The following is a 19,429-nucleotide window of genomic DNA, read 5'->3' on the forward strand; positions in this document are numbered from 1 at the left end:
CACCTTCGTGATCGCCGCCGTTAATGTCGTCTTCCCATGATCTACATGCCCGATCGTCCCGACGTTTACATGCGGCTTCGTACGATCAAATTTTGCCTTCGACATACGTGATGACCTCCTTTTTCTAAAACAACCCTAACTCAATTCTTTCTCACTCAATCTCACTCAAAATCCTATGAGCCCCCGACCGGAATCGAACCGGTGACCTTCTCCTTACCATGGAGATGCTCTGCCAACTGAGCTACAGGGGCACTTTCTAAAGCGGGAGACGGGATTTGAACCCGCGACCCTCAGCTTGGAAGGCTGATGCTCTACCCCTGAGCTACTCCCGCATGGAGGGGGGAGGATTCGAACCTCCGAAGGCAAACGCCGGCAGATTTACAGTCTGCTCCCTTTGGCCACTCGGGCACCCCTCCGAAAATTTGGCGCCAACCAAACTTTCCCTCCACTTTCGATTTTCTATTTTCCAGTGCCGTTTCAAAAATGGCTCTAGAAAATAGAGGAAAAACCGGCAGCGCCGATTTTTAGCTGGCGGTCGGGATTGAACCGACGACCTGCGGTTTACAAAACCGCTGCTCTACCGCTGAGCTACGCCAGCACAATCGTCTCCTCACTCGCTATTCATAAATCTTAAAAAACTAAATTCCTCTCCTCAAAAAAGGTTCCCACACCCCTGGCGGGGTCTCGGGAAAAAAGTCGAAAGTTTATAGAGATTTTGCTCTTTAAAGTCAAGAGGTTCTTGACGATTTTTGCTGTTTTTGCCTTGAAATCTCACCAAGGACGATCGCGCCGGCGACTGAGGCATTCAAAGATCCCAAAACAGGGTTTGGCATTGGTATCTTGAGAAGAATGTCGCAGCGTTCCTTTGTAAGGCGAGAAAGCCCACTCCCCTCGCCTCCAATAACCAAGACAACCTTTTCAGGAAAGGCCTCGTCGTAGAGAGATTTTGAAGCAGTACTGTCAGCCCCATAGATCCAAAAGTTATTTTCTTTCAAGAGATTAATCACCTTGGGTAGGCTCGAGACTGTGACCAATTTGAGATACTCCACCGCACCTGCTGCCGCCTTGCAAACCGCTGGGGTTATAGAAACAGAGCCATGTTCTGTTAAAACAACTCCACCTACCCCCATCAATAGAGCTGTACGACAGAGGGCCCCCAAATTTTGAGGGTCCTGGATACCATCACATAAGAGAAGGAGATCTTCTCGATAAATTTCATCAATATTTACAAATGGATAAACCTCTGCCTCCGCAATGATTCCTTGATGGGAAAACTGGGTATAACAGGCAAAAAAAGACTTGTTCGATCTTTCAATAGGAACCAGATTCTCTTGGGCAAGCCTTAGAATTGCTTCCTGCTCGAGAGACCCCTCTTCTCTTAAGAGAGAAACCTTGAGAAGACGGCGACGCCTTGCCTTCAAGGCATGAAAAACGGCATGGCACCCAAAAATAATATCGGACACCACTCCCTTTTGATGAAACTTCCTTAAGTTGTCAACTTATTGAAACTTAAACGAGATATTCAGGAAAAACCTGCTCTTTTTGAAGCCGAAGTTCTTCCTCAATCTCGGCAAGGCGAATCGGTTGGGTCTCGGCAAGGGCCTGTCTTACATTAAAATAGAGGCTTTTAAGATGAGACATTCGCGCCATCAGTTCCTCTCTGCGATGAAATGACTGCGTCTTTTCGTATTCCTTCTTGGCATACTCATGGTTCATCGAGGCGGTCACCAGGACAAGCTCTAGATTCTCTTTCTCTGGAACATTGGGCTCATTCATACGACCTCCTGATAAGGGTTACATGCATACTCCCTTCCAAAAAAACCGTGCCAAAAAGTATTTGTAAATATTTGAAATTATTGTGCTTTTATAGTATGCCGTGCCAAGAGCAAGGATTCAGGTGGGGAGTTGGATCCCCTAGTTGGGGATGTATCTGGCCAGACTGCCGCGAGGGAATTCTCGCGAAAAGGTCCGAGAACCTGTCTGAGACCTACATTTAAACCAAACGATTTTCCGCAGGGAAGCCTTGGACCGGAGGAAAATCGTTTGATGATGCCGGGCGAGTTTCGCAGGACCTTTGAGCAAGATTTCCGAGGGCAGGCAGTCTGGCTGTCAGGGATTAGATGGTAACGATCTCTTGAAGAATTTCCCGAACAGTGGCGATTGGATCCGCTGATTGGAGAATGGGTCTCCCAATGACCAAAAAATTAGAACCGGCTCGGATTGCATTTTGAGGAGTATCTATCCTTTTCTGATCGTCCCCACCTTTATATCCTGCGGGACGAATCCCGGGTGTGAGAATGAGAAAACCTTTTCCCAATTTCTCCCTGACCTGAGAGGTCTCCCTTGGAGAACAAACAACCCCATCCAAACCAGACTCGCGACAAAGCAACGCAAGACGAAGAACGTCATCCGGTGTCGAAACCTGCTGGCTTGTGAGTACCGTGACACCGATCAGTTTGGCACGACCCTTCACTGCAGTGGCCGCTGCCGTCAGCATCTCGGCACCACCTGAGGCATGAACATTCAGCATCGAGACACCCAGAGCAACCGCCGACTCACACGCCTGAGCAACGGTATTCGGAATATCGTGAAATTTGAGATCGAGAAAAACCTTGCCTCCCTCTGCGTGGACCATCTCGACCACTTTCGGTCCAGAAGCGGTAAAAAGTCGGAGTCCAATTTTAAATATTTTCACAACAGGCTTGAGGAGTCGAACCATCTCCCGCGCTTTTTCAAGCGTTGGGAGATCAAGGGCGACGATCAAACGATCCTCTGTCACAAAACCTTTTCCTTTATTCGGGCAACCGCTTCTTCCTTTTTGATGAAGGTCGTCTCTCCTGTCTTGCGACACTTGATCTCCACCTCCCCCTTCGCAAGCCCCTTCTGACCTATCTGGATTCGCCATGGAATCCCGATCAGGTCGGCATCTTTAAATTTTACACCAGGTGATTCATCGCGATCATCGAGCAGGACATCGACTCTCTCTCTTTGAAGTTCGTTATAAAATTTCTCGGCCAGCTCCTTCACCTCCGGATTCTCTTTGCCAAGCGGGATAATCTCAACAGCGTACGGCGCAATCGGAAGTGGCCAAATGATCCCCTGATCATCATGGTTCTGCTCAATCGCCGCAGCCGCAGTCCGACCGACACCGATCCCATAACACCCCATCTCAATCAGCTGTTCCTTTCCCTCAGTGTCGAGATAAACGGCCCGAAGCGCCTTCGAATATTTTGTCCCGAGATAAAAAACCTGTCCGACCTCAATCCCGCGGAAACTTTTCAAAACGGATTGGCATTTCGGGCATTTCCTATTTTCAGGAACTTTTTCAGAGCTCCCCGCATAGTCACATTGTGAACAACTGAAGACCTCATCTTCCCCCGAAGAGGCCAAGACATGAAATTCATGGGAAAGTGTTCCCCCAATGAGGCCCGTTCCCGCCTCGACCGGTCGAAAATCAACGCCGCATCGACTAAATATCCTTTTATACGCCTGAAACATCTTCTCATAATTCTCTTTCGCCCCTTTCTCATCCCGATCGAAGCTGTAGCAATCCTTCATCATAAACTCACGACCTCGCATGAGTCCAAAGCGGGGACGGATCTCGTCCCGAAATTTTGTCTGGATCTGGTAGAGCATGACGGGAAGCTGCCGATAGGAGCGGACCTCATTTTTGACTAATGTGGTAATCACTTCCTCGTGCGTCGGCCCCAAACAAAAGTCGCGCTCATGGCGGTCTTTCAAACGAAGCAATTCTTTTCCGTACTCTGCCCAACGCCCTGACTCCTCCCAAAGCTCCTTCGGCTGAACCATCGGCATGAGGAGCTCCTGAGCCCCCGCCGCATTCATCTCTTCCCGGATGATCTGCTCGACCTTCTGAATCACACGAAGCCCGAGGGGAAGATAATTGTAAATGCCAGAGGCGACCTTTCGAATCATCCCGGCACGCAACATGAGTTGATGGCTGATCACTTCGGCATCAGCCGGTGCCTCTCTCAACGTGGGAATAAATGATTGGGAAAATCGCATAGAAATTGTCACTAACGATTTCGACTACTAGTTGCAAGAAGTTTGGGAAACCGTATACTGCCCCCGATGCCATCGAACGAGAAGAAAATTGTTAATACAAACATCGCCCGCTCAACTCCGCTTCCGACACCGGAAGAGATCCTCAAACTCTTTCCGGTTTCAGAGAAGAGCTTCAAAACAGTCCTCGAGGGAAGAGAAACGATCCAAAACATCCTGGATCGGAAGGACAAGCGACTCATGCTCGTCGTCGGTCCCTGTTCGATCCATGACCCGAAGGCAGCCCTTGAATATGCGAGACAACTCAAATCGCTGGCCGATCGGGTAAAGGGGAAAATTTTTATTGTGATGCGGGTTTATTTCGAAAAACCGCGGACCACGATCGGCTGGAAGGGGCTCATTAACGACCCTTTCATGGATGATTCGTTTCATATTGAGGAAGGACTTAAAAAGGCCCGAAGGTTGCTGCTCGACATCACGGAAACGGGACTTGCAACCGGAACCGAGGCGCTCGATCCTATCGTCCCGCAATACATCTCCGATCTGATCTGCTGGTCGGCGATCGGCGCGCGGACGATCGAATCGCAAACTCACCGCGAGATGGCAAGCGGCCTCTCAATGCCGGTCGGCTTCAAAAACGGAACCGACGGCAACATCCAGGTCGCGATCGATGCGATGAAATCGGCGCTCACGTCACATCACTTCCTCGGTATCGACATGCAAGGACGGACCTCGATCTTCAAGACAAAGGGGAATCGTTACGGTCATATTGTTCTTCGTGGAGGGAAGCATCCGAACTATGATCCGGAAAGTGTCTCGCTCTGCGAAAAGGCGCTGAAGGAGGCGGGACTCCGTCAGGAGATCATGATCGACTGCAGTCATGGAAACTCAAAAAAAGATCCCAAACGCCAACCGATTGTGTTTCAGGAAACGATGAAGCAGGTGAAGGAGGGAAATTCATCGATCATCGGCATGATGCTGGAATCGAACCTCTTCGAGGGGAATCAATCAATCCCGCCGGATCTGAAGGAGATCGGACAATTGAAATACGGCGTCTCGGTGACCGACAAGTGCATTGATTGGAAAACGACGGAACAACTGATTCTGAGGGCCTAATACGCCAACTCCTTCACCTTCTTCGGATCCTTCGTCCAATTCTCCTCGACGCGGACAAACAGTTCGAGAAAAACCTTGAGGCCGAGGTGTTTCTCAACTTCGATTCTCGCTTCGGTACCAATTTTCTTGATCATCTCCCCCTTCTTCCCGATCAAAATCCCCTTCTGCGAATCTTTTTCAACAATGATGGCAGCTTGGATCCTGACAAGCTTCTTCGAATCTCCCTCTTTTGGTTCCTGATACGACTCAATCTGGACCGTCACGGAATAAGGGACCTCTTCGCGTGTTAGCGCCGTTATCTTCTCCCGAATCATTTCGGCGACGATAAATCGGTCCGGGAGATCACTCACCTGATCCTCAGGAAAATAAAGCGGCCCTTCGGGAAGCTTCTTCAATATCTCTTTCTCCAAGGCCTCAAGACCCTTTTGACGTGTTGCTGAAATCGGAAAGATCTCATCCGGATGAAATTCCTGATGATACGACTCGATAATCGGCAACAGGGCGTCGCGAGAGGTGTGATCTGTCTTGTTGATTACAAGAAAAATCGGTTTCTTTCGATGTTGAATCATCTCAAAGACCTGGTGGTCGTTGTGAAGGGTCTTTTTCGAAGGTTCGACAACGAAAAGAAAAAGGTCGACCTCGTCGAGGGCGGCGCGCGCCACATCCATCATATACTCATTGAGGCTCTTGTGAGGACGATGGATCCCGGGCATATCGACAAAAAGCATCTGGCCTTCGGCCGTCGTCTTGATCCCGAGGATCCTGTGGCGTGTGGTTTGGGGCTTGTCACAAACGGCGGCGATCTTCTGGCCGAGAAAGGCATTCAGGAGGGTCGATTTCCCGACATTCGGACGACCAACGATCGCAATGTAGCCTGATTTAAAAGAGCGGCTCACAACTTATCCAATGCTTCCTGGGCAGCGTGTTGTTCCGCCTCTTTTTTACTGCGACCGATCCCTTTTCCCATCAGATGCTCCCGGATGAAGAGTTCAACCTTAAAAATCTTTTCGTGATCCGGCCCCTCTTCCCCCGCTAGTTTGTATCTTGGAATAGCCCGAAAAAGCGCTTGGGCCTTTTCCTGGAGGTCTGTTTTATAATCACGATAAAATTCCTCGAGCGGGGAGCTGCTCAAAAGCTTTTCATAATGCCTCTCAACAATCTGCGCCGCCTTCTTATAACCTTTGTCGAGATACGTGGCACCCAATAAGGCCTCAAACGCATCCGCCAGCAGGGAGTTCTTCGTTCGTCCCTGTGATTGTTCCTCCCCATGACCCAAGTAAAGATAATCCCCTAACTTGAGCGCCTTCGCGATCTCCGCAAGCTGCCCTTCATTCACAATCGCGGCGCGAAGTTTTGATAATTTGCCTTCCGAATAATCTTGAAAGCGCTTCATGAGAAATTCACTGATCGAGAGCTCCAAAACGGCATCCCCCAGAAATTCGAGGCGCTCATTATGCTCTTCCTGCGGAAGACGCTTTTCATTCGCATAAGAACGATGGGTCAACGCGCGCCTCAGGAGATCTTTATTCCTGAAGGTGTGACCGAATGCCTTCTCCAGTTCCTTAAGCCTTCTTTTTTCTTCCGACGAAAGTTCAATCAATCCCTTTTTCAATCCAACCTCCTCCGAGCAACTCTTCTCCGCGATAAAAGACCGCCACCTGTCCCGGAGTGATCGCCCCATCCGGTCTCTTGAAATCAATCAACGCCATCGAACCCTCCAGACGACTGATCACAGAAGGGGTTGGGGGGTGACGATAGCGAATCTGGGTTTCGACTGCTGTCCCAACAGAAATCTGGTCTCTCTGAACCCACCTGACCTCCTTCACCAAAATGCTGTTTTTCATGAGCGCCTCCTGAGGACCCAGAACCACCTTGTTTTCCTCAGGGAGAATCCCCGTGACATACAGTCTCTCGGCCGCAGAAACCCCAAGACCACGCCGTTGTCCGATCGTGAAGGCATGAATCCCGTCATGCTCTCCCAAGACATGTCCCTCACGATCAACGATCATCCCTCGTTTCCCCCGGTACTGAGGGAAGTTATTGCTAATAAAGTCAGAATAATGCCCGGTCGTGACAAAACAGATCTCCTGACTCTCCGGCTTCTGAGAGACCTTGAGTCCAGCCTTCTCGGCAAGCCCCCTCACCTCTTCCTTCATATAGCGTCCCACGGGAAAGAGGATATGCTCCAGCTGTTGTTGATCGAGACCGAAGAGGAAATACGACTGATCCTTATTAAGATCCCTCGCCTTCATCAGGTGATAGCGACCATTGGAGTCTCTCGATTTGCGCACGTAATGTCCGGTCGCCACATAATAAGCCCCGAGCTGACGGGCCTTCTCGAGCAGTGAAGAAAACTTGAGCTTGTCATTACAAAGCACACAGGGATTCGGCGTCCTCCCTTGTCCGTATTCCGAGGCGAAATACTGCATCACATTCTCCCGAAACTCATCCTTGAAGTTCAGCGGATAAAAAGGGAGGTCGAGCTGTTGACAGACCTGCCTCGCATCCTGGAGATCTTGGGCCGTACAACAGGTTTGCGATCTCGAATTGTCATCCCCATTTCCTTCATGCGTCTTCATCGAGATCCCGATCACCTCAAGCCCTTGTTCCTTTAACAACAAGGCAGCGACGGAGGAATCGACCCCTCCGCTCATCGCAACAACGACCCTGTTTTTCTGGAGAACCGTCACTCTCTTAACCTCATCATCATACCGGGGGACCGCTACGCGGACGTCTCCCCCGAACCCCCTAGCGTGGCGGAATCACGCGGAGTAAATCCGACGTGATTCCGCAACCGATTAACCACATTTGGTAAAATTTTACCGACATATTCTATCTCTTCTTCGGTCGTCTCTCTCCCAATGGAAAAACGGACCGCCCCTTTTGCCTCGAGCTGCGAACAGCCCATCGCCAGCAAGACATGCGACGGTTCCAGCGCACCCGAGACACAAGCAGCGCCATTTGAGGCGGCAATCCCCTCACGGTCCATCGCCACCAAAATCATTTCACTCGCAATCCCTTCAAAACCGATACTGAGGGTGTTACCTACCCGACTTTGCGGGTCTCCATAAACCTTCGCCCCTGGAATACAAAGCAGCATTTCCTGCAGGCGATCTCTCAAACCGGCCTCTCGTCTCATCTCAATTTCCAGCTCTCCATAAACCTTCTTTAGGGCCCCCGCAAGACCGACGATCCCGGCAAGATTCTCGGTCCCCCCTCGCTTCCCCCGCTCCTGACTCCCACCAACGAGTAAAGACTCTAGCCGAGTCCCCTTCCGCGCAAAAAGGCCACCGACCCCCTTCGGACCATAAAACTTGTGGGCTGAGAAAGAGAAGAGATCAATTGGCAGCAGGGTCAGATCGATCGGTAGTTTTCCGACCGCCTGAACTCCATCGCAAAAGAACGGGATTTTATGTTCTCGTGCGATTCGACCGACCGCCGTGATGGGGTAGATATTGCCGATTTCGTTGTTGGCAAACATCATCGCGATCAAAGCGGTCTCCGGATGAATCAACTTTCTCACCTCATCGGGGTCGATCTGACCGGCGGCATCGACGGTTAACCAACTGACCGAGAGCTCCCCCCTCTTTTCCAAAACCTGAATCGGTTCCAGGACAGAGTGATGTTCAATGGGAGAGGCAATAACATGAGGTTTACCAGAAAGTAACCGGTACTTTCTGGTCATCAGAATCCCGTTTAGGGCTAGATTTGCCGCCTCGGTCCCGCCGCTGGTGAAATAGATTTCCCCTTCACCGACATGAAAAATCTTGGCGACCTCCGCCCGAGCCTCATCGAGCCCCTTCCGCGCCTCCTGCCCCGCCCAATGCAAGCTGGAGGGGTTCCCAAACTTGCCATTGAGATACGGCTCCATTGCGATCCGTGCCTCATCGGCAAGGGGCGTGGTGGCGTTGTAGTCGAGGTAAACCTTCATGGGGTCAAACACCTAGGGGAAGTGGGCAAGAGAAGCAAGGGAGGTTACTTGAACAACTTCTGACACTTCTCGTAATCCCGACGAATCGATGGGTTCTCCTTCCAGAGATCGAACATGAGTGATCTCATACGGTCGAGAAGGGCAAGCTTTTTCTGAAGCGGAAGTCGTAGATACCTCCGGCTTGCCTTCCACTCATCATCAGAAAATGGAATTTTAGGGATCGTCAGAAAATCCTTTTTCAATCTAATCCTCCTGTTTTCTAATGATAGCCTCCAGAAACCGGATGTCAACCTGGTCCTTAGGTCGTCCCGCCTTCCTTTTCATAAATAACATGTCCTTAACACTCGCTGCTCTAATCTTTTGACCAAAAATCTTCCCTTTCTTTCCCGCCTTGTACATCTCTGCAAAAGGTCGAGGGTGATAGACAAAAACATCGATAACCTCGAAGGGACTCTTTGGGTCAAAAAAACTAAAGACCACCATGTTCTTCTCCTGAATCCACTGTTCGCGTAACTTCTCATTAGCAAAATCCCCTGCCTTGACAGGAACCTTAGGCCGATAGCCCAACTTCGTCATAACACCGGTAAATTTCAGAATATTACTTCTTTCAAGGAAGACGATTAGATCGAGGTCATAAGTGGCTCGTTCCATGCCAAGGATATTCATCGCGACCCCTCCCGCAACGAGATAACGAACCTTCGCCTTGGAAAGGGAAACTAGGATTTTTTGAAAAGAGATCTGAACCGCCATGGAGGAAGGTCTGTATCTCTAAAAGGAGCCAAAGTCAAAATCTCATCACTCTATACCTTTTCTCCGCAACCAAAATGAACCTTAGCGCGATGAAAGTGCTATAAGGTACCCATGGGACAACAGATTTGGATGGTAATGGGGCTCGGCTTAGGGGGATGGGAACTCGCCAGTTCCTGTATCTCCTTGGAGAAGATCCGCAACACCGATGAGCCTGAAAAATACCAGAAGAAACTCTTTTTTAATCTCTTCGGGGTCATCTCCGGTGGGCTTACAGGACTCCATTTTTTCTCTCTCCGTCGTGAAAATTTCAGCTTAGCAAGAACCACGGCAAAAATTGGCCTCCCACTCTGCCTCATCCAGATACTCTGCGGACTGTCAGTCATTCACCAACAGGATGTCTGGCGTATACTCAGGATAGCCCGTCAAGATGATAGAAAATATAGAGATGAGGATCCAGTTAAACTATTGGATTTTGTTCCTATCGGTTTACAGCTAGCATCTTTTGCCCTGGGTCTCGGTTATACCCATTTTTCTATATTAGGTCTTTTGGAAAGAGCGATGGCTGGAGAACGATCGGCGTTTTCCGATCTCTATTTCAAGGCGAGAGGAGGAAATCTGTCAGCCCACACAGCACTTATCGAAATTGGAAAAGAAAAACCTGTTTTTTTTGCACCCCCTTTTGATGATCTTCTATTTCCACATTGGCTTACACAACAGGATGGCCGAGCGATCCTGGAGAAAGGTTTGAAAGATACAAGAATGGGATTTCTAATGCGTCGGGCAATAACAGACAAACCCGACCTCTTCCAGAAAGCGGATATAAACAAGACACTCGAGTCTCTTCGTCTCTTTGACTGGGGTCCGGCAGAGCTCAACGTCTTGATCGCCCACCGAAGCGATCTCGCGAAAACGGTTCTGGAGCAGGCCCCCCTTGTCTTTAAGGGGGAGGATTGGGCAAAGTTTGGTCCGACACTCCGAGGTATCTACACAGGAAATCTTGATGATGCGGCAAGGGCACGATTTGTTGCCGACTGGGAACAGAAACTATTAACCGGGGTTGATAACGGGATGCGTCCGTTCCGGGACCTCTACCGGGCCTGTGATCCAGAAAAGTATCAAGGACTGGTAGAGAAATACCTCGCTGAGGTGACAGATTGGAGACTCGCCGCAACGCCGCTCATGGAAGATGCGATGCTTTATGTCAGGACCACCTCTTCTCCGGATGGTATCGGTCGAGTGGCTGCACTGGCAGGTGTTATCAGCGAGCGAAAAGATTTCGATAATGGGGCCGCAGATCTACGCAAGACGGTACTGAGTCTCTTGGCCAGGAGTGTTAAGGGGAGAGACTACTGAATTTCCTCCAGCTGTTTTACAAGTGGGGGGAGATCCTCTTTCACCGTATCCCAAAGCCGTTCGAGATCTATATCAAAATAAGCATGAATCAGCCGATTTCTCATAGCAATGATTTGAGGCCATGGGATCCCCGAATTCTTTGCCTGAAACTCCCTTGAAACCTGATTGGCTGCCTCTCCGAGAATCTCGATCAGCCGGACCAGGGAAAGAACAAGCATTCGATTTGCATCCAAAGAATTTCGGGATTCGTTTTTGGTAAAGGCAATCGCTTCCTTGGCGGCATCCAACATATGGCGGAGGCGCGTCCTGTCATCCCTGTGCATATTGAACCTGTGCCTCTCGCAAGACTTCACGGCGAAAATAGCGGCTTAACTCGGCGGGCGTTCTTAAATCGACTTTTCTTCCCAAAATTTTGGAAAGATCCAACTCCATCCCGGCCAGGCTTAAAAACCCGACAGCAACATTCTTTTCAAATTCAACCAAAACATCAACATCGCTATCCGGACTGAAATCATCCCGAAGGACGGAACCAAATAGCGAAAGCTTGCGGATACGACGCGTTCGGCAAAAGTCGGCGATTTCTTGCTGATTCATCTCAATATGGCTCTTCACGAGAACACTCCTTGTCTAAGTCCGGATAAAGCTTACCAAAAAAATCAATTTTGTCGATCTGTAAAATTCTGGAGGCGGCGGGTAAAATCCGAATCAACTAGGCCGGCACAAAATAAACATCCGTCGGTTTGAACTTCGAATTCCGCCGGAATTTCGCCTTCACCTTCATCCCGACCCAGTTCAGCGTCGCTTCTTTTGGATCGAGACCGATCAGGCGCGACAAGAGAAGCGTGTTAAACCCCTCAAACTCGACCAGACAGAGCAGGAACGGCGTCTCTTTTAAAAATTCCTCGGAACCGAATTCACAGACGGTGAAGGTGTGAACTTTTCCCTCCAGCGGCATCTCGACCCAGTCACACTCCCCACCACACTCCATGCAGGAGAGCTTTGGGGTCGCAAAACCGTAACGACATTTTTGGCATCGGGTCCCAAGCAAACGTTTGTTGGCAAGCCCCGCAAACCAGGGTGAGTCCTGACCGTAACTGTGGATGTAGTCGATATGGTACGACTGCTTGATGATGATCGGCGAAAGATCCTTCAGGAGCTCCACATTCCGCGGCATCGGGACATTAAAGAGTATTGTCCCCTCATCCGTCTCTTCAACCACTTCTTGAATCCTTTTTTTTGTCATAAAGTCTCCTGTCAGTTTGTGGACAAAAGCCGGCAGAAAGGATGTTGAGAAAGGTCCCAGATACGAGGCAGGCCGTTGAGGCGCGACCGGAGCGTACTTGTACCGTACGTGAGGATCGCGACCGAAACGGACAACGAAGTAGATGGGCCTTTATCAACATCCTAACTCTTCTCCAATATCGACACGCTCACATACGTCCCCGTCCCGGCATGCGAATGAATCGCCCCCCGCTTCGGATTCTTGAGCTGGAGCTTGGGGTCACCAAAATGCTTGCCGATCGTCCCTTGTAACTGCCACATCGCAAAAACCGCCTGCATCAGGCCGGTCGCACCGACCGGATGGCCACAGGCGATCAGACCGCCCGACGGATTGACCGGACAGACCGGTTGGTCTTTCAGTTTGAGACCGTATTCGATCCCCGGCATAAATGTTTTTCCCGATGTCGCAAACTCCCCCCCTTCGCCGTAACGGCAGAGCCCCATATCTTCGTAGGTCTGAATTTCAGAAGAGGTATAGGCGTCGTGCAACTCGACAAAATCGATCTCTTTTAACGGGTCTTTAATTCCCGCATGCTTGTAAGCCTGGAGCGAGGCGGTCCGGCCGGCCCGGAAGGAATGGATCCCGGGATACTTTAATTTTCCACCGACAAACTGCTTGCCGACGTAATCCTCCGCCTTTTCATGGGGCAGGAGCGGAACCTCCTTGTGGGGTCGATCGGACATCCGCATCGCATCGGTCCCGCGGCCGATTCCGGTAATCTTGACCGCGTTGACCGATTTCCCGGTCGCCTTTTCAAGTTTGCGAATCCCCTCCTCAGAGGCGATCAGCGTACAGGCGGCCCCGTCACTCATCACGCAGATATCGAGACGGGTCAGCGGCCAGGCAACGATCGGCGCCCCACGCACATCACCGATCGTCAACTTCTGACGCTTCTGCGCGTACGGGTTGTGATAGGCGTTCATGTGATTTTTCACCGAGACATGCGCCATCTGTTCCACCGTCGTTCCGAACTCCTTCATATGGCGAACGACCATCATCGCGTAATAACCGGAATAAAAACCGCCGACAGGATAATCAAAGCTGACATCTGAGGCCAATGCGATAAATTCGTTCCCCTTCCAGGTGTTCACATGACTCATCGTCTCAAAACCATAGGCCAGACAGAGATCCATGTTCCCTGAGGCGATACTCTTCCAGGCCTCCTGGAAACAAAGTCCTCCCGTTGCTCCTCCTCCTTCAACACGATGAGACGGCTTGGGAGTCAGTCCGAGATAATCCTGAACCATGATCCCCGCCATCAACTGGCGCGTGAAATGATCTGAAAAATAGGAGGCGACAGAGCCGTCAACAATTTCCAGAAATTTTCCGTACTCAAGGCCAATATCCTGGAGGGTATAGACAACCGCCTCTTTTACAATCGCCTGAAAGGTCTTGTCCGGTCTCGCCTTTTTGAATTTACTAACCCCTCCACTGACGACATAAACAGGTCTCATAGAACCCCCTAACAGGATGTTGATAAAGGCCCATCTACTTCGTTGTCCGCTTCGGTCGCTCCTCGACGTACCGCCCAAGTACGCCTGCGTCGCGCCTCAGCGGCCTGCCTCGTATCTGGGACCTTTTTCAACATCCTGGAAAAACCACCTTGTCGACATCCTTGCTAAAATTTTCTTGGTTTAACATTTTTTTTGATCCAGTCAACCACGTCTCTGGTATCCGCCCCCGGAGTAAAGATCGCCTGGACCCCTGCCTTTTTAAGACCCGGAATATCTTCTTCTGGAATCGTCCCTCCCCCAATCACGGTGACATCTGTCAGCCCTTTTGCCTTCAGCTGTTTGATCACCTCGGGAAATAGATAATTATGAGCCCCTGAGAGGATCGAGACGGAAACAACATCGACATCCTCCTGAAGCGCCGCACTGACAATCATCTCGGGAGTCTGGTGCAAACCGGTGTAGATCACTTCGAACCCGGCGTCTCGCAAGGCGCGAGCGATAATTTTGGCCCCCCGATCGTGACCATCGAGACCAGGCTTGGCGACGAGGATTCGAAGTTTGCGATCCATTAAAACTCCCCCGGGTCCCGATATATCCCAAACATCTCCCGAAAAACATCACAGATCTCGCCGACCGTTGCATACTCACGAACCGCATTCAAGACATAAGGCATCAGATTCTCATAAGTCCCTGCCGCCTTTTTCAAGTCATTCAAGGCATGTTCTATTTTTTTCCTGTCTCGTTTCTCTTTGACCTCTCGGAGTCGCTTCACCTGCTGTTTCTCAACTTCATGACTGATTTTTAAAATTTCGATCGGCTCCTCAGCTTCCATCTTATAGTCATTCACCCCGACAATGATCTTTTCCTTTAACTCGACCTGTTTTTGATAGCGATATGCAGACTCCGTGATCTCATGTTGAGGGAAGCCACGTTCAATCGCCTTCAGCATCCCCCCCATTTCATCAATCCGCCGGATGTAATCGGCCGCCGCCACCTCCATCTCATGGGTCAATGTCTCCACAAAATAAGATCCCCCCATCGGATCAATAGAAGAAGGAACCCCACTTTCATAGGCGATGATCTGCTGCGTCCTTAAGGCAATCCGGACCGCCTCTTCTGTCGGAAGAGCGAGTGTTTCATCGAGGGAATTGGTGTGAAGCGACTGTGTCCCACCAAGGACGGCAGCCAGGGCCTGAATCGTCGTGCGGATCACATTATTATAAGGCTGTTGGGCCGTCAGACTGACACCGGCAGTTTGGGCATGGGTCCGCAACATCCAGGATTTTGGATCTTTGGCATGAAACCTTTCCCTCATGGTTTTGGCCCAAAGCCGGCGAGCGGCCCGAAATTTTGCAATCTCCTCGAAGAAATCATTGTGGACATCAAAGAAGAACGAAAGACGTGGGGCAAATTGATCGACATCCATGCCACGGCGAATCCCTTCCTCAATATACTCAATCCCATCCCGAAGCGTGAAGGCGAGTTCCTGTACCGCCGTCGCCCCTGCTTCACGGATGTGATAACCAGAAATAGAAATAGAGTTCCACTTCGGCATATGTTTCGCGCACCACTCCACCATATCCATGAGGATCCGAACCGAAGGCTCCGGTGGCGAGATCCATTCCTTCTGGGCAATAAATTCCTTCAGGATATCGGCCTGAATCGTCCCTCCTAATTTTTCCGGAGGTATCCCCTTCTTCTCACCAACGGCAACATACATCGCCATCAGGACAATCGCGGGGGCATTGATCGTCATCGAGGTGGTAATTTTTTCCAAGGGAATCCCATCGAAAAGGACCTCCATATCGGCAAGGGAGCTGACATTGACCCCTTCAATCCCCACCTCTCCACGGGCCAAATGATGATCGGCATCGAAACCCATCAGGGTCGGCATATCGAAGGCGGTGGAGAGCCCCATCATCCCGTGATCGAGCAGATATTTAAAACGCCTGTTGGTGTCCTCCGGTGTCCCGAAGCCGGCAAACTGGCGCATCGTCCAGAGCTTGCCTTGATACATCGTTTTGTACGGACCGCGCGTGAAAGGATATTCCCCTGGCTCCCCAAGATCGCGTTTCGGATCGAAGTTTTTTAAATCCTCTGAGGCATAAAGTGGTTTGATCGGCCAGGAGGAGACGGTGGTAAATTCTCTTGCCTTCTTCTCTGTCATGATTCTTTCAAGACATCCCGGGCAATCACGAGCCGTTGGATCTCAGAGGTCCCCTCATAGATCTCGGTAATCTTCGCATCACGGAAGAAACGCTCGACCGGGTAATCCTTGCAAAAGCCATAGCCGCCGAAAATCTGGACCGCCTTGTGCGTGATCCACATCGCCGCCTCCGAGGCATGAAGTTTTGCCATCGCCGCCTCCTTTGTAAAGGGAAGCCCCCGATCCTTCATCCAGGCAGCCCTCCAGAGGAGCAGACGCGAGGCATCGATCTTCAAGGCCATATCGGCGAGGTAATGCTGGATTGCCTGAAAATCGGCAATCGGTTGTCCAAACGCCTCTCGTTGTTTCGAATAATCGCACGCATGCTCAAACGCCGCACGGGCGATACCGAGCGCCTGTGTCCCGACACCGATCCGTCCTCCATCGAGTGTCGCCATCGCAATCCTGAACCCTTCCCCCTCGGCCCCCAAAATATTTGTTGCGGGGACCTCACAATCATCGAGGACGATTTCACTCGTGCTTGAGGCACGAATTCCTAATTTCTTCTCGATCTTTCCAACAGAAAAACCACGAAATTCTTTTTCGACAATAAAACAGGAGATCCCCTTATGCTTTTTAGACGGATCGGTCAGCGCAAAGACGATCATCGCATCGGCATGCGGACCGTTTGTAATGAAATTTTTGGTCCCTTTCAGAATATAGTGATTGCCTGATTTTCTGGCGATCGTCTTCATCCCGGCGGCATCGGAACCGGAGGCCGGCTCCGAAAGGGCATAGGCCCCCAACTTCTGACCACGCGCAAATGGTACGAGATATTTCTTTTTCTGCTCATCGGTTCCGAATTTTAAAATCGGCCAGCAAAAGAGTGAATTATTGACCGACATCGCTATCGCGGTTGAGGCACAGGCGGCCGAGATCTCCTCCATCACGAGACAATAGCTGATCGTATCGAGCCCGGTCCCACCCCATTCCGGTGGAACCATCATCCCCATAAACCCAAGCTCCGCCATCTTCCGGGTCGCCGCAATCGGAAACTCAGATTTTTCATCGATCTCCGCCGCACGCGGCGCAACCTCTTTCTGCGCAAACTCGCGCGCCACCTGTCGGATCATCAGTTGTTCTTCGGAAAGTTGGAAGTCCATTCATTTCCCCTTGAAATTTGCCTGTCTCTTCCCCAAAAATGCCTCCAAACCCTCCTTCAAATCCTCGGTCTTGAAACATTCCGGGAATGTCTTGCGCTCGTTGGCAAGACCATCGTTCAATGAAGTATTACACGCCTCATTCATGAGCCTCTTGGCCAAAGAAACCGCCATCGGCCCCTTCTTGCAAATCTCTGTCGCAATAACCCGTACTTCATTCATCAGTTCCTCAGGCTTACAGACACGATTCACGATCCCGAACTGGAACGCCTCCTGGGCAGAAAATATCCGTCCCGTGAAGATCACCTCTTTCGCCTTATTCTTGCCGAGGAGTCGCGTGAGGCGTTGCGTCCCCCCCCAACCGGGGAAGAGACCAAGCCCAACCTCAGGCAACCCTAGTTTCGCCTTCTCCGAGACATAGATAAAATCACACGAGAGGGCGAGTTCCAAACCCCCACCGAGACAAAAACCATTCACCGCCGCCAGAACCGGTTTTTGACAATTCTCCACAGCAGACATCGTCTCATGGCCCATTTTGCCAAACTCAGCCGCCTGTTCCGGCGTCATCTGGCTCATCGCCGCGATATCGGCACCCGCCACAAACGCCTTTTCTCCCGCACCGGTCAGGATCACCGCCCAGACCTCCCGATCCTCGGAAAGGGTTTGGAAACAATCCTTTAGTTCCTTTAAAACATCCGGGTTCAAGGCATTCATCGCCTTCTCACGATTGACCCAAACGGTCGCGATCCGATCCTGCTTTTCAAGCTTTAGATATTGGAAGTTCATGGAGGCCTCCTGTTTGATCCTCGCGTAAAACAATCGGTTAACAAAATCCAGAACTTCTTGTCCGTCAAAATTTAAGACACTGCTGGGTTATTTATAACCTCACTGCCCCAAGAGTCGAATAATTTCATTATTAATTCCAAATACTTATATACCTGAATCTTGGCACGAAGATTGCTGTCTCAAGAATTATGAGGGGCAAAATGATGAGGGTGTGTCTGTTGCTGCTGGGAATGATGGTCACCGTGAGTTTGTTCGGTTGCGGCGCGAGTCTCGTCCAAAATGAGGAAGGGAATCTCAATATCCTCGATCTTTCGACCCTTCCGAAACTGGACGAGGTCGAGAAGGGGGATACCGCTGCCTCTGCCAGTCTCTCCAGTCTGAAAACGACTCACAACGCCACGGGGTCTACCTCGAGCACCGGTTGCATGGGACTTCATTTCTTCAGGCCCGAGGCGATCAATCGGGTCCGCCAGGCAGAACTCTTCAAATGCTATGCGGCGGTCACGCAGGATCGGATCCCAGGGATGGTGATCCCCGAAAATCGTTATGCCTACTATCGCATTAATTTCGCTGGAACCGAATCGATCCTTTTTAGAGTCAAGAATGAAACGTCAGGAAGTACAAAAGATTTTCAGATGGATGTCTGCAAATCAACCGATGGAATATCCTTTCAGCGTGTTTCGGAATTTACCGCCTCGGGAAATTCTTCGACCGCCACCTGGACCGGGAGTGTGATCAATCATGTAACCGGTGGTTTTGACTGTACGAATTACACCATGGTGATGAACTCCGCCGCCGTCATGGACGAGGAGTTCGATTTCAATAACGTTCGCTCTTTGGAGACCTCAAGCTGTTATTGTCAAAACCCCTCGACGTCAAATGTGGAGTCAGGGACCTCATGCGGAAGCCTGTTTACGTTGGGATTCACGTATCAAAGCAGCGGGAGAAATACCACAACCGGCTCGTATTCGATCCCCTCCGTGGATGTCAACGGTCGGATCTGTACGGAGTTCAACGGAACGGAGGGGGCCGGGATTTTAAATTACACAATCGCCAATTCTTTCTATTACAGTGACACGGAAGGTTTTCAGGTTTCCACCTCACCAACAGTGATCCCGACAAGTGAGGTCGATTTTTTCGGTGAATTTGCCTGCAGCTCGATTCCGGATGAGATCTCCGAGGAAACCCTCCTCTCCAATGTCACCTTTACCCGTTCATGGGATTGCTTGCTTCCCCCCGGACAGCTTCCGCTCGAAATCGATAGCTCTATCGTGGATTACTCGGCCTGTGACACATTGTCGGAGAAGATCTCCAAGGCCTCTCGAGTCAATTCGACACAATGCTTCGAGGAGCAAGGGGTCCCCGAAGTGGCTGAAGAGCAAAGCAGTGGGGGGAGTACCAGTAGCTCGGGTGGAACCACTGGTGGAA

21 protein-coding genes and 4 tRNA genes are annotated in these 19,429 nt (G+C 50.6%); 2 read left to right on the plus strand and 23 right to left on the minus strand.

All coding sequences use genetic code 11. The features are described from left to right. The 9 genes from HYT76_10370 to proS all read right to left on the minus strand — a co-directional run. On the minus strand, positions 1 to 105 hold a 105-nt coding region (locus tag HYT76_10370), incomplete at its 3' end, for a hypothetical protein (protein MBI2083950.1). A gap of 73 nt (positions 106 to 178) precedes the next feature. Beyond that, positions 179 to 251 (minus strand) — tRNA-Thr (locus HYT76_10375). A gap of 9 nt (positions 252 to 260) precedes the next feature. Further along, positions 261 to 332 (minus strand) — tRNA-Gly (locus HYT76_10380). 1 nt (position 333) lies between these two features. Further along, positions 334 to 416 (minus strand) — tRNA-Tyr (locus HYT76_10385). A 110-nt stretch (positions 417 to 526) separates the two neighbouring features. After that, positions 527 to 598, minus strand: a tRNA-Thr gene (locus HYT76_10390). Positions 599 to 728: 130 nt separating this feature from the next. Beyond that, entirely contained in the window at positions 729 to 1,463 is a 735-nt protein-coding gene (gene rlmB / locus HYT76_10395; GenBank protein MBI2083951.1) for a 23S rRNA (guanosine(2251)-2'-O)-methyltransferase RlmB, read from the minus strand. 46 nt (positions 1,464 to 1,509) lie between these two features. Beyond that, positions 1,510 to 1,776, minus strand: coding sequence for a hypothetical protein (locus tag HYT76_10400; protein ID MBI2083952.1), 267 nt, complete (start codon positions 1,774 to 1,776; stop codon positions 1,510 to 1,512). Between the two features lie 340 nt (positions 1,777 to 2,116). Beyond that, positions 2,117 to 2,779 (minus strand): orotidine-5'-phosphate decarboxylase, encoded by a 663-nt coding sequence (gene pyrF / locus HYT76_10405; GenBank protein MBI2083953.1) that lies wholly within the window; start codon positions 2,777 to 2,779, stop codon positions 2,117 to 2,119. Next, positions 2,776 to 4,026: a proline--tRNA ligase gene (gene proS, locus HYT76_10410; GenBank protein ID MBI2083954.1), complete on the minus strand. Its 1,251-nt coding sequence runs from the start codon at positions 4,024 to 4,026 to the stop codon at positions 2,776 to 2,778. Before proS ends, pyrF begins: the two co-directional genes overlap by 4 nt. 66 nt (positions 4,027 to 4,092) lie before the next feature. Here proS and HYT76_10415 point away from each other — a divergent pair, with 66 nt between their 5' ends. Then, positions 4,093 to 5,139, plus strand: coding sequence for a 3-deoxy-7-phosphoheptulonate synthase (locus tag HYT76_10415; GenBank protein MBI2083955.1), 1,047 nt, complete (start codon positions 4,093 to 4,095; stop codon positions 5,137 to 5,139). On the opposite strand, the gene era is transcribed toward HYT76_10415, so the two are convergent. From era to HYT76_10445, 6 genes are read right to left on the minus strand one after another with little or no spacing between them, the layout of a single operon-like run. Beyond that, the gene (gene era, locus HYT76_10420) at positions 5,136 to 6,035 is read right to left on the minus strand and encodes a GTPase Era (GenBank protein ID MBI2083956.1); all 900 of its coding nucleotides are present in this window, start codon (positions 6,033 to 6,035) and stop codon (positions 5,136 to 5,138) included. The genes HYT76_10415 and era overlap by 4 nt on opposite strands. Then, positions 6,032 to 6,820 carry a ribonuclease III gene (rnc, locus tag HYT76_10425; GenBank protein ID MBI2083957.1) on the minus strand — a complete coding sequence of 263 codons (789 nt, stop codon included), beginning with the start codon at positions 6,818 to 6,820 and terminating at the stop codon, positions 6,032 to 6,034. The genes era and rnc overlap by 4 nt, the downstream gene beginning before the upstream one ends. Beyond that, positions 6,732 to 7,829 (minus strand): tRNA 2-thiouridine(34) synthase MnmA, encoded by a 1,098-nt coding sequence (gene mnmA / locus HYT76_10430; protein ID MBI2083958.1) that lies wholly within the window; start codon positions 7,827 to 7,829, stop codon positions 6,732 to 6,734. Before mnmA ends, rnc begins: the two co-directional genes overlap by 89 nt. A 32-nt stretch (positions 7,830 to 7,861) precedes the next feature. Further along, complete coding sequence (locus tag HYT76_10435; GenBank protein ID MBI2083959.1) at positions 7,862 to 9,070, minus strand: cysteine desulfurase; 1,209 nt, start codon at positions 9,068 to 9,070, stop codon at positions 7,862 to 7,864. Positions 9,071 to 9,114: 44 nt separating this feature from the next. After that, entirely contained in the window at positions 9,115 to 9,312 is a 198-nt protein-coding gene (locus HYT76_10440) for a hypothetical protein (protein ID MBI2083960.1), read from the minus strand. 1 nt (position 9,313) lies between these two features. Next, on the minus strand, positions 9,314 to 9,820 hold the full coding sequence (locus HYT76_10445; protein MBI2083961.1) for a hypothetical protein: 507 nt from the start codon (positions 9,818 to 9,820) through the stop codon (positions 9,314 to 9,316). Positions 9,821 to 9,931: 111 nt separating this feature from the next. Between HYT76_10445 and HYT76_10450 the strand changes: the two genes are divergently transcribed. Next, a complete protein-coding gene (locus HYT76_10450) occupies positions 9,932 to 11,173 on the plus strand; it encodes a hypothetical protein (protein MBI2083962.1) in 1,242 nt (413 codons plus the stop codon). Here HYT76_10450 and HYT76_10455 read toward each other — a convergent pair. The 8 genes from HYT76_10455 to HYT76_10490 form a co-directional block, all read right to left on the minus strand. Continuing rightward, on the minus strand, positions 11,167 to 11,496 hold the full coding sequence (locus HYT76_10455) for a DUF86 domain-containing protein (protein MBI2083963.1): 330 nt from the start codon (positions 11,494 to 11,496) through the stop codon (positions 11,167 to 11,169). The genes HYT76_10450 and HYT76_10455 overlap by 7 nt on opposite strands. Beyond that, positions 11,483 to 11,767 (minus strand): nucleotidyltransferase family protein, encoded by a 285-nt coding sequence (locus tag HYT76_10460; GenBank protein MBI2083964.1) that lies wholly within the window; start codon positions 11,765 to 11,767, stop codon positions 11,483 to 11,485. Before HYT76_10460 ends, HYT76_10455 begins: the two co-directional genes overlap by 14 nt. 115 nt (positions 11,768 to 11,882) lie before the next feature. Further along, on the minus strand, positions 11,883 to 12,416 hold the full coding sequence (locus HYT76_10465; protein ID MBI2083965.1) for a Zn-ribbon domain-containing OB-fold protein: 534 nt from the start codon (positions 12,414 to 12,416) through the stop codon (positions 11,883 to 11,885). A gap of 161 nt (positions 12,417 to 12,577) precedes the next feature. Then, a complete protein-coding gene (locus tag HYT76_10470; GenBank protein MBI2083966.1) occupies positions 12,578 to 13,909 on the minus strand; it encodes a thiolase domain-containing protein in 1,332 nt (443 codons plus the stop codon). 164 nt (positions 13,910 to 14,073) lie between these two features. Then, positions 14,074 to 14,478 (minus strand): cobalamin B12-binding domain-containing protein, encoded by a 405-nt coding sequence (locus HYT76_10475; protein MBI2083967.1) that lies wholly within the window; start codon positions 14,476 to 14,478, stop codon positions 14,074 to 14,076. Further along, complete coding sequence (locus HYT76_10480) at positions 14,478 to 16,076, minus strand: methylmalonyl-CoA mutase family protein (protein ID MBI2083968.1); 1,599 nt, start codon at positions 16,074 to 16,076, stop codon at positions 14,478 to 14,480. The genes HYT76_10475 and HYT76_10480 overlap by 1 nt, the downstream gene beginning before the upstream one ends. Then, the gene (locus HYT76_10485; GenBank protein MBI2083969.1) at positions 16,073 to 17,218 is read right to left on the minus strand and encodes an acyl-CoA dehydrogenase; all 1,146 of its coding nucleotides are present in this window, start codon (positions 17,216 to 17,218) and stop codon (positions 16,073 to 16,075) included. Before HYT76_10485 ends, HYT76_10480 begins: the two co-directional genes overlap by 4 nt. Continuing rightward, entirely contained in the window at positions 17,219 to 18,001 is a 783-nt protein-coding gene (locus HYT76_10490; GenBank protein MBI2083970.1) for an enoyl-CoA hydratase/isomerase family protein, read from the minus strand. Positions 18,002 to 19,429: the final 1,428 nt, after the last annotated feature.

The sequence above is a fragment of the Deltaproteobacteria bacterium genome, from assembly GCA_016180845.1.
GTDB lineage: Bacteria > UBA10199 > UBA10199 > JACPAL01 > JACPAL01 > JACPAK01.

What these genes read in the sequence shown, in the direction of transcription:
- HYT76_10435 (MBI2083959.1), bottom strand. Translation starts at nt 9,070, where the DNA reads ATGAAGGTTTACCTCGACTACAACGCCACCACGCCCCTTGCCGATGAG.
- HYT76_10400 (MBI2083952.1), bottom strand. Translation starts at nt 1,776, where the DNA reads ATGAATGAGCCCAATGTTCCAGAGAAAGAGAATCTAGAGCTTGTCCTG.
- HYT76_10445 (MBI2083961.1), bottom strand. Translation starts at nt 9,820, where the DNA reads ATGGCGGTTCAGATCTCTTTTCAAAAAATCCTAGTTTCCCTTTCCAAG.
- HYT76_10485 (MBI2083969.1), bottom strand. Translation starts at nt 17,218, where the DNA reads ATGGACTTCCAACTTTCCGAAGAACAACTGATGATCCGACAGGTGGCG.
- HYT76_10470 (MBI2083966.1), bottom strand. Translation starts at nt 13,909, where the DNA reads ATGAGACCTGTTTATGTCGTCAGTGGAGGGGTTAGTAAATTCAAAAAG.
- HYT76_10455 (MBI2083963.1), bottom strand. Translation starts at nt 11,496, where the DNA reads ATGCACAGGGATGACAGGACGCGCCTCCGCCATATGTTGGATGCCGCC.
- HYT76_10415 (MBI2083955.1), top strand. Translation starts at nt 4,093, where the DNA reads ATGCCATCGAACGAGAAGAAAATTGTTAATACAAACATCGCCCGCTCA.
- HYT76_10460 (MBI2083964.1), bottom strand. Translation starts at nt 11,767, where the DNA reads ATGAATCAGCAAGAAATCGCCGACTTTTGCCGAACGCGTCGTATCCGC.
- proS (MBI2083954.1), bottom strand. Translation starts at nt 4,026, where the DNA reads ATGCGATTTTCCCAATCATTTATTCCCACGTTGAGAGAGGCACCGGCT.
- HYT76_10490 (MBI2083970.1), bottom strand. Translation starts at nt 18,001, where the DNA reads ATGAACTTCCAATATCTAAAGCTTGAAAAGCAGGATCGGATCGCGACC.
- HYT76_10450 (MBI2083962.1), top strand. Translation starts at nt 9,932, where the DNA reads ATGGGACAACAGATTTGGATGGTAATGGGGCTCGGCTTAGGGGGATGG.
- rnc (MBI2083957.1), bottom strand. Translation starts at nt 6,820, where the DNA reads ATGGGGCGATCACTCCGGGACAGGTGGCGGTCTTTTATCGCGGAGAAG.
- HYT76_10475 (MBI2083967.1), bottom strand. Translation starts at nt 14,478, where the DNA reads ATGGATCGCAAACTTCGAATCCTCGTCGCCAAGCCTGGTCTCGATGGT.
- HYT76_10465 (MBI2083965.1), bottom strand. Translation starts at nt 12,416, where the DNA reads ATGACAAAAAAAAGGATTCAAGAAGTGGTTGAAGAGACGGATGAGGGG.
- HYT76_10480 (MBI2083968.1), bottom strand. Translation starts at nt 16,076, where the DNA reads ATGACAGAGAAGAAGGCAAGAGAATTTACCACCGTCTCCTCCTGGCCG.